Origin of the sequence: Acinetobacter sp. YH12070 (assembly GCF_013419625.1) — a bacterium.
GTDB classification, from domain to species: domain Bacteria; phylum Pseudomonadota; class Gammaproteobacteria; order Pseudomonadales; family Moraxellaceae; genus Acinetobacter; species Acinetobacter amyesii.
In genome coordinates this window covers 66,666-79,488 of the sequence record NZ_VOZT01000011.1, presented here as the reverse complement: position 1 = coordinate 79,488, position 12,823 = coordinate 66,666, and the positions used below count along the sequence as shown (strand labels likewise).

The window sequence follows — 12,823 nt, the reverse complement described above, 5'->3', positions numbered from 1 at the left end:
GGCTGTTTTAGAAGCAGGAATATCAATGCAAAAGCACTGAATAATTTTTTTAATCTTATAGTGACTTAATTTACTGTTTTCTATCATGATTCTAGACTAACATATCTATTCTGCTAGTCTAGAGCCTTTAAAAAAATATATAGAAAGTCACATCAAATCTTTGTTTTATTTTTAATAGTTATAATTTTATGAGATGAATTATACAGTTAAATCGAATGAATGGTGAATTTTTCTCTTTTTTATAGGCTTAGTATTATATGTAATGTCATTACACATCAGAGCTTCGATCTTTGAAACCCTTTGCTATATACATCCTGCATAGGGTTTCAATAGGTCACACTTTATTGAAAATTGATTTGATTCAAAGTGAATATTCAAAAATCCATTAGTCACTGACACGGTCAAGTAAAGTGCTACTTGCTTCATTTAAGCCAAAGACCTCTACTTGAATGTGTTTTGACTCAAATTTTTGCACGACATTTTTTAAAATATTGACTGAGGTAATATCCCAAATATGGGCATGACTCAGATCAATTCGCACATGACTAACCCTCTCCTGAAAATCAAAAAATTGATAAAAACTCTCAGAGCTACTAAAGAAAATTTGTCCATAGACCGTGTAACTACGGACGTTGTCTTTAAGTTCTGATATGACTTTTACCGAACTTTCTAATTGATTGATAATAAACAACGCAGAGAGGAGCACACCAACCAATACGCCAAGCGCCAAGTTATGTGTTGCAAGCACCACGATCACCACAGTAATCATCACGACATTAAAAGACATTGGATGCTTTGAAAATTGCTTGACTGAATTCCATTGGAAAGTGGTAAACGACACCATGACCATAATCGCGACTAAGGCAGCCATTGGGACATAAGCCAGCCAGTCTTTTAAGAACACCACCAAACACAACAAAAATATACCTGCAACCAAAGTGGAGAGGCGAGTTCGCGCACCTGAGCTGACATTAATAATCGACTGCCCAATCATGGCGCAACCTGCCATGCCGCCCATAAAACCACTGACAATATTGGCAATCCCTTGACCACAACATTCCTGATGACGATCTCCTTCAGTTCCAGTGACTTCATTGATCACTGTCGTGGTCATCATGGTTTCTAATAGGCCAACTGTTGCTAGGGTAATGGAATAGGGAAAAATAATCGTGAGGGTTTCAAGATTGAAAGGAATTTCAGGAATCAAGAAAATAGGTAAAGTCTCTGGAAACTTACCCAAATCACTCACAGTACGCAGGTCAGCACCTAAAAATAATGCCAAGCCACTGAGAACAATAATGCAAATCAGCGGTGATGGAATGGCTTTGCCAATTTTAGGTAGATATGGAAAAAGATAAATTATTGCAAGTCCTAAAAGCATAAAGACATAGCCCAAACTATCCATCTTTGAAATTTCAGGTAGCTGTGCGACAAAAATCAAAATCGCGAGTGCATTTAAAAAACCATACACCACTGACTGCGAGACAAAGCGCATGAGTTTTGCCACTTTAAAATAGCCAGCAATGATTTGTATGACACCAGTTAAAACCGTGGCAGCCAAAAGGTATTGCAAACCATGATCTTTGACCAATGTGATCATAAGTAAGGCCATCGCACCCGTAGCAGCTGAAATCATTGCTGTACGACCACCAAATAAGGCAATGGTGACGGCGATACAAAACGAAGCGTACAAACCAACCTGAGGGTCAACCCCAGCAATAGCTGAAAAGGCGATCGATTCTGGAATTAGCGCCAGTCCAACTACTAAGCCAGCGAGCACATCGGTACGAATATTGGAAAACCATTGTTCTTTTTTAAGTTGTAACACGGTAACTTTTCATCAAATCTTAAACGCGGCTATGTTAAAACAACTGAGTATAAAAATGCATAACAGATTGACTTGAAATCTTCTTGATTATGGACAATAGTCAATGAGTATATGTGTTTCAGCATTTACGCTTTTTTGCAATTTACAGGTTTGATCACTTGAAAGTTTGACAGAAGAGATTTAAAACATTGAATAGTACATAACAAGGATCAGATATGAAGCTTTATTATTCTCCAGGTGCATGTTCATTAGCATCACATATAATTTTAAATGAAATTAATGTCGATTTTGATTTGGTCCGTGTTGACCTAAAAAACCATAAAACAGAAAAAGGGGTGGATTATTTCGAGATCAACCCAAAAGGTTATGTACCTGCATTAGAAATTAACCCAGGTTTGATCCTGACCGAGAACGTGGCCATTTTACCGTTTCTTGCACAGCATGATCCAAAACAAGACTTGATTCCGCCATCAGGTTTAGGTCGTGCCAAAGTTTTAGAATGGCTTGGCTATTTGAACTCAGAATTACATGATGCTTATGCCGTATTCTTTGGTGCTCCACTAGATGCAGACGCTAAAGAAAAAGCTTATGCAGAAATTGATCGTTTATTGACATATATCGATAAAGCAATTGGTGAATCGGATAACGACTATTTGGTCGATGATAACTTTGGCCCTGCAGATGCCTATCTCTTTGTACTGACAAATTGGTCAAATGGCATCGGTCATGATTTAACGCCATATAAAAATATCATTGCATTGCGTAACAAAGTTGCAGAGCGTCAATCAGTTCAAATTGCGATGCGTGATGAAGGATTGATTCCTTAAGTTGTGTATTCAAATTGAATTAAAAAAGACCGCCGAAATTGGCGGTTTTTTTATTGCTAGATTTTTATTGCTCAGGTTTAGCTTAATACTCGAACTGTGTATAGAAATCATCAAAGTTAATATTTTTAAGCGTCAGTTGCTTCGGTGCTTTGAAGGTTGACCATTTGGTCTGAGTTTTGGCATCTTCAAACATATTACCGCCTACAATTTCCTTACGTTTTAAGGTCGAAAAATTATAGCTTTTCGATGTTTCTTCACCAGAAGCTCGGTGAAAGCTATTGTAGTCAAAACCAATCAGATCAAAGTGTTGATTTTGCCAACGGAAGGTATAACTATGTCGGGGCCATTCCCAGCCACCACAAGCCATAAAATAACTAAAATGAACGAGTAAATTGCCTTTACTGATTTGAATGTCTTCTGCTTCAGCAAGTGGGTCAAGTAGGCATGAATTGGGCTGCTGAGCGACGGGGATGCTGTTGTTTTCAACGATACGTTGATATCCCTTTGCGGTTTTAAAAAACACGATGAGTTGTCGTGGATGGTTGTGAACGACTTTGCCATCGTCATCATAGGTCGCCACATCGACTTTTTGTTTTTCCACGATCATCGCAATATCTGGCTTTTGATCTTTGTTTAGGTCGCCAGTCGTAGCCATCAAAATGTTCCAACCTTGCGGTGCAAGTGATTTGGTTGTGCTGGGCACTTGGGCTGACAGCCAACTAGATGCGGCACAAAGACTCAAAGTACAAAATATATGGGATATTTTCATTATTATCAGGTTTGCAAAATCAAAAAAAGGACTCAATAGAGTCCTCTTTTATACCGTGAATGAGTTCTTATTTAAAGAAGTATCCAGTTTCAGGTGAACTGGCATTTGCCATGCGTTTACGAGGCATACGTCCTGCTAGGAAAGCTTCACGACCTGCTTCAACTGCTTTTTTCATCGCTGAAGCCATCAGAACAGGGTTTTGTGCAGCTGCAATTGCTGTATTCATTAATACGCCATCACAGCCCAATTCCATCGCTATCGCTGCATCACTTGCAGTACCCACACCAGCATCGACCAAAACAGGTACTTTGGCATTGTCTTTAATGATCGAAATGGTGTGTGGGTTGAGAATACCTAAACCTGAGCCAATAAGGCTACCTAAAGGCATAATCGCTACACAGCCCATGCTTTCGAGTTCTTGTGCCACAATTGGGTCGTCTGAGGTATAAACCATGATTTCAAAGCCATCGTCAATCAACGTGCGTGCAGCTTTTAAAGTCTCAGTAATATTTGGATATAGGGTTTTCTCATCCCCTAAAACCTCAAGTTTAACCAGATTGTGACCATCTAATAGTTCACGCGCCAACATGCAAGTACGGACCGCACTGTTCGCATCGAAACAACCTGCTGTATTTGGCAAAATCGTATATTTCTCAGGTGGAACCACTGAAAGCAAGTTCGGCTGGTCTGGATGCTGACCAATATTCACACGGCGAATGGCAACGGTCACAATTTCAGCACCACTGGCTTGAATGGCCTGGTCAGTTTCCGTTAAGTCCTTGTACTTACCTGTACCAACTAAAAGTCGTGAATTAAATGTACGTGAACCAATGATTAGGGGTGTATCTTCCATGGGAGCTCCATTTTAGCCGCCACCTACGGCATGAATAATTTCAATATGATCTTGCTCTGCAATTGGGGTTTGTTCCAATTTACTTTTCGAGATGATCATTTCATTTTTTTCAACAGCGAAGCGTTTGCCTTCCAGTTGTAATTGTTGAACCAATTGCAAGAGGTTGACACATTCGGTTTGTGTAGCTTCGCCGTTTAAATAGATTTGCATTTGTGGATTCCGTTCTTGCTGCCTTACCTATTGAGTAAGGCCAATATCTGTTGTTAATTATTTTGCGTATTTAAATGCATTCCAGGCCAATATAAGCCATCCAGCAATCATTAACGCTCCACCAATTGGAGTAATGGCACCGAGACTGCGTGGTAAACCTAGAGCCATCACATATAAAGAACCACAGAAGAAGAAAATACCAATTTGTATAAGTAGGAAACTGGCTTTTATTGGAAGTTGGGGAATGACTTTGGATAAGATCGCGAGGGCAAGTAAGCCCAGTGCATGATAAAAGAAATAGTCCGTTGCAGTTTGCCACCAAGCCAATTGGGCTTCAGTCGCGCGCGCTTTTAATCCGTGTGCACCAAAGGCACCAAGCATCACAGCAAAAGCTAAGTTAAGTGCGGAAATGGCAATCCACATGTGCATTCACCTTAACAAAATTTGCGCATAACCATAGCATATTTAGCGCGCAGGGTTAAAGCAAAAATGCCCAAAGTTTTTGTGTTGTAGTTTGTCATTCAATACTATTCAGACATAAAAAAGAGCATCGAAATGCTCTTTTTTAGAATGACTGGGAAAAGTCTTCAACTTAGTTTGAAGACATTGCGACTTTAATTTTTTCCATCGCATTTTTTTCCAACTGACGAATACGTTCAGCAGATACATTATATTCCGCCGCCAATTCATGCAGTGTCGACTTTTCGTCATCTAACCAGCGACGTTGTAAGATGTTACGCGAACGGTCATCCAACTGATCCATGGCTTCATGTAAAGCTGAAGTGCTTTGTTCTTCGTAATCTTCATCTTCCGCTAAACGCGCAGGGTCGTAACGGTTATCTTCGAGATAAAGGGCAGGAGCGACATGGGTCGAACCTTCATCGTCATCATCACCTTGAGCTTCAAACGCAGCATCATAAGCTGTTAAACGGCCTTCCATTTCTAAGACTTGTTCGGGTGTTACATTTAAGTCATTGGCAATCGACTGTGCTTCAGCCAAAGTTAATTTTTTAGAGGACTTTTTTAAGCTACGTAAATTAAAGAATAATTTACGCTGCGCTTTAGTGGTCGCAATTTTGACAATACGCCAGTTACGAATCACATATTCATGAATTTCTGCTTTAATCCAATGTACAGCAAAAGATACGAGACGTACGCCCATGTTTGGGTCAAAACGTTTTACCGCTTTCATTAAGCCCAAGTTACCTTCTTGAATCAGGTCACCTTGTGGCAAACCGTAGCCTGCATAGCTACGTGCGATATGCACAACAAAACGAAGATGTGACATCACCAGCATTTTAGCTGCGTCTAAATCTTGGTCATAATAATAACGTTCGGCCAGCTCTTTTTCTTGTTCGGCCGATAAAATTGGAATCTGATTAACAGTACTAATATAAGCACCAAGATTCACCCCAGGTGCCGATAATGACAGGGGCATCAATTGATTGCTGCTGTCACTCATGTTTTCTCCTTGAGAACTAAAAATGGGTAAGCCCAATAACTAAGATTCATCTTAATCCAATATTTCCGTAAATTATGGAAAATTGGGTATAGAAATGTAAACTTTTATTCAATTATGAAGCAATTTAGTTTAACTGAATCTTTTTAAGATTCAATTAAGTAATGAAACTCAGAATCGGAAATTTTGCGCATTTCACAGTTTAAATGATGTATTTGACAGTATCGTGATACATCTTGTTGGCTGTGCGGATCGGATGACTTTAACAATAAAGATTGGTCTGGACTTTTCTTTAAAGCTTTTTTGAGCATCAATAGTGGCATCGGGCAGGGTTTACCCATTGCATCTACAGTTAAAAGCGAATTTTGGCTGTCACTCACGAAGCAGATCCAACATGTTTACATTTCAATGGAAATATTAGCAAATACAGTGCCAAATCCCAACCTAAAATAGGTAAAAATCCTTTGTGATTTATAACTCAAACGATGTGAAAAAATAAGAATATTCAAAAGGAAAATAGATCAAAAAAATCTATTAATTGCGGTAAACCCGTGTTAAGCTCGTTGCGTTGTTAAGATTTTTGTTGGCTGTGAAGCCTCTTAACTCTTGATATATTTGGATGTAACCGGGATTTTGTTGATAGTTTTACAGAATGATTACAAGCTTAGAAATAAAAATATTTTTTTTAACCTTGTTTGGTCTGCTGTTTGCAACACCGGGTGGTCCTTCTTTTTTAAATACGATAAGGATTAACTTATGACAGCTCGTGAACAAGGCGTTGTTAAATGGTTCAACGACACTAAAGGCTTTGGCTTTATTCAACGTAACGGCGGCGACGACGTATTCGTTCATTTCCGCGCAATTATGGGCGAAGGCCACCGTTCACTTCGTGACGGCCAACGCGTAGAATTCAGCGTTGTTAAAGGTCAAAAAGGCTTCCAAGCTGAAGAAGTACAACCTTTAGACTAATCGTCTGAATGTACTCAAAAACGCTCCAATGTAAATTGGGGCGTTTTTTGTTTATAATGCTTCAGCAATTTTGTGATTATTCAATTAGGGCACATCTATATGTCATCAGGTTTTGAAACCTTAAATTTACATCCGAACCTTAAAAAAGCCATTGATGCTTTGGGTTTTAAGGATATGACGCCTATTCAGCAAAAGGTTTTAAAATTTACATTGGCTGGACATGACGCTATTGGTCGTGCTCAAACTGGTACTGGGAAGACTGCGGCTTTCTTGGTCAGTGTGATCAATGACTTGTTGAATAATCCAATTAAGGAACAGCGTTATCGTGGTGAACCGCGTGCATTGATTCTTGCACCAACCCGTGAGCTTGCATTGCAAATTGAAAGTGATGCTAAAGAATTAGTGAAATACACTGATCTCAATGTCATGACTTTGCTCGGTGGGGTAGATTTTGATAAGCAAAAAAATCTATTAAATCGTAATTTTGTCGACATTATGGTTGCAACCCCAGGTCGCTTAATTGACTTTGTGGAACAAAAAGAAGTTTGGCTCGATCAAATTGAATTTTTAGTGATTGATGAAGCTGACCGTTTATTAGATATGGGCTTTATCCCATCTGTAAAACGTATCGTGCGCTTTTCACCACGTAAAGAACAACGACAAACTTTGATGTTCTCTGCAACATTTAGTTATGATGTTTTAAATTTGGCACAGCAATGGTTGTTTGAACCAGTAACTGTTGAAATTGAACCTGAGAAAAAAACCAATGCAGATGTAGAGCAACGTGTCTACATGGTGGCGAAGTCTGATAAATATAAATTATTGGAAGACATCTTACGTGATGAACCAATTGAAAAGGTCATGATCTTTGCCAACCGTCGTGATCAAGTGCGTAAACTTTATGATCATCTCAAAAAAGACGGTTATAAAGTGGTGATGTTGTCAGGTGAAATCGCTCAAGATAAGCGTTTGAAAATGCTTGATCAGTTTAAAAATGGTCAACATAACATCATGATTGCAACAGACGTTGCAGGTCGTGGTATCCATGTCGATGGCGTTTCTCATGTCGTGAACTTTACACTTCCTGAACAGTCTGATGATTATGTACACCGTATCGGTCGTACAGGTCGTGCAGGAACACGTGGTGTCAGTATTAGTTTCTTGTCTGAAGATGATGCTTTTTCACTACCTGAAATTGAAAAAGCCATTGGTCAAAAATTACCTTTAACCCGTTTAGACGGTTATTGCTAATTTTGCTTCTAAAAAGCCTGCAGATTTGCAGGCTTTTTTATTTCATCTCGACTATTTCATAACAATTATTTCATGACGATAATTTCATTTTGAGTTAATGACAAAACAAAATCACAGACTAGCGTTTTAGTTTGCACGGCAACTAAAGGTTAGTACGGTTTGGTAATCATCATCTTTGCTGATGCTACCGCTATTTCCAGTAATGGTGCCAAGTACGCCAGCCGCCGCCTGAATCATTTGACCTGTCTTTTCATCGACCACGCCTTTTAAAACTCCGTTGTATTCTTGCTTTTCATCTACGACGACAGGGGTCGCATTTTTACCACAGGTACTATTTGCAGCTGCAATTGCATTATTTTTTGCCGCTAAACTGGTTTTACCTACGGCAGTCACTTCATATTGATTATTTGGTTTTTGAATCGCTAAAGATTTTGTTGGCGTAGATGTACATGCAGCTAAAAGCACAGTTGCGCTTAGCGTGCTAACAATGGCAACAGTTTTGTTGAATTTTTTCATGCGGTGCCCCGAGTTAGAAATAATTTGATTTATTTGAACATAAAATTTCTTATAGAACAGGGAACTGCTGTACAAGTTATGCGGTTTTTTTATAGTAAATCTGTGAATAAAGCTGACTTAACAAATAAGCACCGAGTCTGACGCAAACATTCTAGAGTAAGTTATTGAGAATATGCTAATCTTGAGCAAACGTTTTAAAGTACAGTGTATAGATGTCAATTCTAAAATCAGCAGTTGATACAGTTCATCAAAATATTCATCAGCGTCAGTCGATTGGTCATTTAATTGAACCTGCGCCGAATGCTGAGCAATTGGAAAATGCGTTTCAAGCCGCTTTAACGGCGCCAGATCATCATCGTCTTAAGCCTACGCGTTTCGTGATTATTCCTGAAACTGAACGTGAAGCATTTGGTGAGTTGCTTTCACATGCTTTAGCCGATACTGGACAAACAGAAGAAGCGCAGTTGGAACGTGTGAAACACCATCCATTTCGTGCGCCACTATTGGTTTTGGCTTTAACTCAATTACAAGATCATCCCAAAGTTCCGCATTTCGAACAAATTTTAAGTTCAGGCGCAGCAGTACAAAACTTTTTGCTCTCTTTACAAGCACAGGGCTTTTCAACTATGTGGCGTAGTGGGGCGGTGGTTGAATCTAAATTGTTTAAACAAGCCTTGGGTTTAACGGAAAATGATTTGATTTCAGGCATTATTTATATCGGTACAGCAGTGAAAGCCATTCCACCGCGTGCTGAAATACAGTCTGCTGACTTTGTAAGCCATTGGCATAAAGCAAACCAATAAAAGTGAAAAATAGGTCGATTGATCAAGATCGATCAGTAAAGAAATTAGGATAAAAGAACAATGTCAGAACTTGATTTTGCAAGTCTTGTTAGCCCTGTGTCAGTTGACCAAAAAACGGCACTACGTGTTACGGTGTTGGGTGGTGGGAGTTTTGGTACTGCGATGGCCAATACCGCAGTACGTAATGGCTGTGACACCATGATATGGATTCGTGATGAGGCGGTGGCTGCGGATATCAATGCAACACATATTAATAAACGTTACTTGCCAGATTTTCAATTAGAAGCAGGTTTGCTCGCTGTTTCAGATTTAGAAGAAGCAGTATGTAATCGTGACATTATTTTGGTAGCCATTCCGAGCCATTCTTTCCGTAGTGTTTTACAGCAGATCAAGCCTTTTATCACGTCACAAGCAGTGGTGTCTTTAACCAAAGGTATTGAAGCCAATACCTTTAGCTTTATGAGCGATATTATTCGTGAAGAACTTCCTGAAGTCCCTTATGGTGTGCTTTCAGGGCCAAACTTGGCGAAGGAAATTGTTGCGGGGCAACCTGCGGGGACTGTGATTGCAAGCCAATCTGAACTGGTTCGTTATGCTGTTCAACAAGCGCTGCACAGTGCATTATTCCGTGTATTTGCAAGTGATGATGTGCATGGCGTGGAATTGGGCGGTGCTCTGAAAAATATCTATGCAGTCGCGATGGGTCTGGCTGCGGCTTATGGTGTCGGTGAAAATACCAAGAGTATGATTTTGACACGTGCTTTGGCAGAAATGAGCCGCTTTGCAGTGAAATTAGGCGCAAACCCATTAACATTCCTAGGTTTATCTGGTGTCGGTGATTTATTTGCAACTTGTAGTAGTCCGCTCAGCCGTAATTACCAAGTCGGCTTTGCACTCGGTAGTGGTAAAAGCTTAGAGCAAGCGACCAAAGAACTGGGACAAACTGCGGAAGGGATTAATACGATTGTGCAAGTACGCGCACGCTCTGACGAGCTCGGTGTGTATATGCCAATTACCAGTGCCTTGTACGAAGTGATTTTTGAAGGTGCGCCGGCACTGAACATTGCATTGTCATTGATGAAAAATGGCCATCGTAGTGATGTTGAATTTGTCTTGCCACATCAGCAAGTTTAAGTTTGCTGATTAATATGCAATACACATAGCTTTGTCATACTGGCTGTATATAATGTGCGGAATAGAATAGGGAATTTTATGCAACTGACATTGGTTAGGCATGGCGAAGCTGCTCCGCCAGTAATGGGGAATGATGAAAAGCGTCCTTTAACAGCGCGCGGACAAACTCAAGCGGCAGAAACTGCAGCATATTTGAAAGATATAATTCAACCAGACGTTTTTGTGGTGAGTCCGCTACTGCGTGCGCAGCAAACACTTTCATCTTTGCAAAAACATTTTCCACATGTGCCTGTGGTTATTTGTAATGCCATCAAACCGGAAGATGATGCCAAAGTTGCAGTGGAATGGTTGTCACATTTACCGTATGAGTCTATTGTGGTGGTGTGCCATATGAACGTTGTGGCACATATGGCCAGTGTTTTGGTCTCAGAATATTTTAATCCCTATGCTTTGGCAGAAGCGCGCATTTATGAACAAGCGGTCATTGCTCCAGGATTGTCGACACAAATTAAAACGTTTATACCATCAACATAAAAACCAATTAAAACGGCAGAAAAATTAATGTTGTATTTATGGATGCCCGAAGCCAATGGGGTTTGGCAATGGTCAGAAGGGGATTTCTGGAAGCAGTCATCGACACTTGAACAATTGATTCAGGAAATTCAGCCACATGCGGGAAAGGAAGCGGTTGTTTTCTTTCCAAGTCGTGATGTACAAATCATTCAGCAAAATTTTCCAAAAAACCAATATAAAAAACTTGGCCCAGACGGCGTAAAATATTTACTTGAGGAATATGTCATTTTGCCTTTAGATGCAATGAAAGTATTGCATCATTTTCAAAGTCCGGATGAATTAACGGTCATGGGGATTGCGCATAGTACAGTTGAAACGATGCAGCATGCTTTGACGCTAATTCCTGTAAAAGTCATTTCGTTATTACCTGACTTTTTGGTCTTGCCAAGCCCAGAAGCTGGGCAACATGTTTTGGCAAATGTCAGCGGTCATTTATTGGTCCGAAATGGTGAATATGTCGGGCAATCCGTTGATGATTTGGCTTTGTACTTAGATTATCAAATTGGTCAGCCGAACTATAAGATTTCAAATCTAAGTTCAGATCAGACGCATAGTCTTGAAGCCGCTGTAACGCATGATCACATTGAATCGTTTCATTATGAACTACCCAATATAAAAAAACCGAAACAACATCCACTGAATGTTTTGCCGAAAGCCAAAACCAATACGGGTGTAAGCGGTTATTGGAAAGCTTGTGCAGCTGTTTTGGTTGCGGCTCTAATTACTCAGTTTAGTTATGATGCAGTTCGCTGGTGTCAATACAAAAAAGTGGCCAATATCACTGCGGCACAAGCGATTGATCAGTTTAAATATTGGTTTGGTCAAAGCTATCCTGTCACTGAACAAACGCTGAAAAGCCAGTTCGAATCACAATTGCGTCAGAGTCAAACGGGCAATGCACAGGCTTTGTCTTTACTGAGCCGTGTCGGGCCAGTTTTAATGCAAAACCAAATTTCTGCAAATCGTGTGAGCTATGAAGCCTCGATGTTAAATATGGAGCTAAAAGCCAATTCGGCAGAAGTACTACAAACCCTAACTGATCAATTAAAACAACAAGGTTTTAAAGTCGAATTAGGGAATATTCAACCAAGTGCCAACGGCGCGATTGGATTGGTGAAAATACAATAATGATAAAAATGGAAAACCTACAGCAACGTATAGATGGGCAAATTGAGCGCATCACTGATTATTTAGACCAACTTTCTACTCGTGAACGAGTCATGGTGATCTTTACCACGATTTTTGTTGTAGTGGCAGCGATTGGTTCGGCACTGTTTTATATGAACAAAGCTGCAAATTTTCAACAAAAGCGCGTGAATGAACTCAAAGATACTGTTGTTTGGATGCAAAGTAATGCCGTCACAATGAAACCAGCAGGTGATACACAACTGAGTGCGTTGGAAAAAGTTCAGCGTGTGTCGCAACAACAGGGTTTATCTGTGGCATCGCAACAAGTCGGTGAGCAAATACAGATTGCAGTGATGCATGAAAATTATGCAATTCTGGCCAATTTTTTGACGCAATTGGTTCAAATGGGCTTAAGTATTGAAAAGATGGAATTAAGTTCTGAAGCGGGACAGGTCAAATTAACAGCGAGTGTACAATAATCGGTAAAAATAAAGATCTGCTAA

General features: G+C 39.9%; 16 protein-coding genes and 1 pseudogene. 8 read left to right on the top strand and 9 right to left on the bottom strand.

Going from position 1 to position 12,823, the window contains the following annotated elements; translation table 11 throughout:
• Positions 1 to 87 (bottom strand): annotated as a pseudogene (locus tag FTU17_RS05070) (IS1595 family transposase); the annotation flags it as partial.
• A gap of 298 nt (positions 88 to 385) precedes the next feature.
• Positions 386 to 1,828 carry a SulP family inorganic anion transporter gene (locus FTU17_RS05065; RefSeq protein WP_180134810.1) on the bottom strand — a complete coding sequence of 481 codons (1,443 nt, stop codon included), beginning with the start codon at positions 1,826 to 1,828 and terminating at the stop codon, positions 386 to 388.
• A gap of 215 nt (positions 1,829 to 2,043) precedes the next feature.
• Here FTU17_RS05065 and FTU17_RS05060 point away from each other — a divergent pair, with 215 nt between their 5' ends.
• Positions 2,044 to 2,655 (top strand): glutathione binding-like protein, encoded by a 612-nt coding sequence (locus tag FTU17_RS05060; RefSeq protein WP_180134809.1) that lies wholly within the window; start codon positions 2,044 to 2,046, stop codon positions 2,653 to 2,655.
• Between the two features lie 82 nt (positions 2,656 to 2,737).
• Here the strand turns inward: FTU17_RS05060 and FTU17_RS05055 are convergent, their stop codons facing one another.
• The 6 genes from FTU17_RS05055 to FTU17_RS05030 all read right to left on the bottom strand — a co-directional run bounded on the left by FTU17_RS05055 (position 2,738) and on the right by FTU17_RS05030 (position 6,287).
• Positions 2,738 to 3,310 carry a hypothetical protein gene (locus tag FTU17_RS05055; RefSeq protein WP_180134808.1) on the bottom strand — a complete coding sequence of 191 codons (573 nt, stop codon included), beginning with the start codon at positions 3,308 to 3,310 and terminating at the stop codon, positions 2,738 to 2,740.
• A 181-nt stretch (positions 3,311 to 3,491) separates the two neighbouring features.
• Positions 3,492 to 4,277 carry a thiazole synthase gene (locus tag FTU17_RS05050; protein WP_111885685.1) on the bottom strand — a complete coding sequence of 262 codons (786 nt, stop codon included), beginning with the start codon at positions 4,275 to 4,277 and terminating at the stop codon, positions 3,492 to 3,494.
• A 12-nt stretch (positions 4,278 to 4,289) separates the two neighbouring features.
• Entirely contained in the window at positions 4,290 to 4,487 is a 198-nt protein-coding gene (thiS, locus tag FTU17_RS05045) for a sulfur carrier protein ThiS (RefSeq protein WP_111885686.1), read from the bottom strand.
• A 57-nt stretch (positions 4,488 to 4,544) separates the two neighbouring features.
• Positions 4,545 to 4,910: a DUF423 domain-containing protein gene (locus FTU17_RS05040; RefSeq protein WP_111885687.1), complete on the bottom strand. Its 366-nt coding sequence runs from the start codon at positions 4,908 to 4,910 to the stop codon at positions 4,545 to 4,547.
• A 169-nt stretch (positions 4,911 to 5,079) separates the two neighbouring features.
• On the bottom strand, positions 5,080 to 5,949 hold the full coding sequence (gene rpoH, locus FTU17_RS05035) for an RNA polymerase sigma factor RpoH (RefSeq protein ID WP_078188879.1): 870 nt from the start codon (positions 5,947 to 5,949) through the stop codon (positions 5,080 to 5,082).
• Between the two features lie 143 nt (positions 5,950 to 6,092).
• Entirely contained in the window at positions 6,093 to 6,287 is a 195-nt protein-coding gene (locus FTU17_RS05030) for a sulfurtransferase TusA family protein (protein ID WP_218955527.1), read from the bottom strand.
• A 415-nt stretch (positions 6,288 to 6,702) separates the two neighbouring features.
• On the opposite strand from FTU17_RS05030, the gene FTU17_RS05025 reads away from it, so the two are divergent.
• Both FTU17_RS05025 and rhlB read left to right on the top strand, forming a co-directional pair.
• Positions 6,703 to 6,915: a cold-shock protein gene (locus FTU17_RS05025; protein WP_005014923.1), complete on the top strand. Its 213-nt coding sequence runs from the start codon at positions 6,703 to 6,705 to the stop codon at positions 6,913 to 6,915.
• Positions 6,916 to 7,014: 99 nt separating this feature from the next.
• Positions 7,015 to 8,166 (top strand): ATP-dependent RNA helicase RhlB, encoded by a 1,152-nt coding sequence (gene rhlB / locus FTU17_RS05020; RefSeq protein ID WP_180003018.1) that lies wholly within the window; start codon positions 7,015 to 7,017, stop codon positions 8,164 to 8,166.
• A gap of 126 nt (positions 8,167 to 8,292) precedes the next feature.
• Here rhlB and FTU17_RS05015 read toward each other — a convergent pair whose 3' ends face one another.
• Entirely contained in the window at positions 8,293 to 8,682 is a 390-nt protein-coding gene (locus FTU17_RS05015; RefSeq protein WP_078188876.1) for a hypothetical protein, read from the bottom strand.
• A gap of 212 nt (positions 8,683 to 8,894) precedes the next feature.
• Here FTU17_RS05015 and FTU17_RS05010 point away from each other — a divergent pair, with 212 nt between their 5' ends.
• The 5 genes from FTU17_RS05010 (at position 8,895) to gspM (ending at position 12,799) form a co-directional block, all read left to right on the top strand.
• Entirely contained in the window at positions 8,895 to 9,485 is a 591-nt protein-coding gene (locus FTU17_RS05010) for a nitroreductase family protein (protein WP_171525909.1), read from the top strand.
• Positions 9,486 to 9,545: 60 nt separating this feature from the next.
• Positions 9,546 to 10,619 (top strand): NAD(P)H-dependent glycerol-3-phosphate dehydrogenase, encoded by a 1,074-nt coding sequence (locus FTU17_RS05005; RefSeq protein ID WP_180134806.1) that lies wholly within the window; start codon positions 9,546 to 9,548, stop codon positions 10,617 to 10,619.
• Between the two features lie 78 nt (positions 10,620 to 10,697).
• Entirely contained in the window at positions 10,698 to 11,153 is a 456-nt protein-coding gene (locus tag FTU17_RS05000) for a histidine phosphatase family protein (RefSeq protein ID WP_078193626.1), read from the top strand.
• Positions 11,154 to 11,180: 27 nt separating this feature from the next.
• Positions 11,181 to 12,320, top strand: coding sequence for a type II secretion system protein GspL (gene gspL, locus FTU17_RS04995; protein WP_180134805.1), 1,140 nt, complete (start codon positions 11,181 to 11,183; stop codon positions 12,318 to 12,320).
• The gene (gene gspM / locus FTU17_RS04990) at positions 12,320 to 12,799 is read left to right on the top strand and encodes a type II secretion system protein GspM (protein ID WP_168378926.1); all 480 of its coding nucleotides are present in this window, start codon (positions 12,320 to 12,322) and stop codon (positions 12,797 to 12,799) included. Before gspL ends, gspM begins: the two co-directional genes overlap by 1 nt.
• The last annotated feature ends 24 nt before the right edge of the window (positions 12,800 to 12,823 follow it).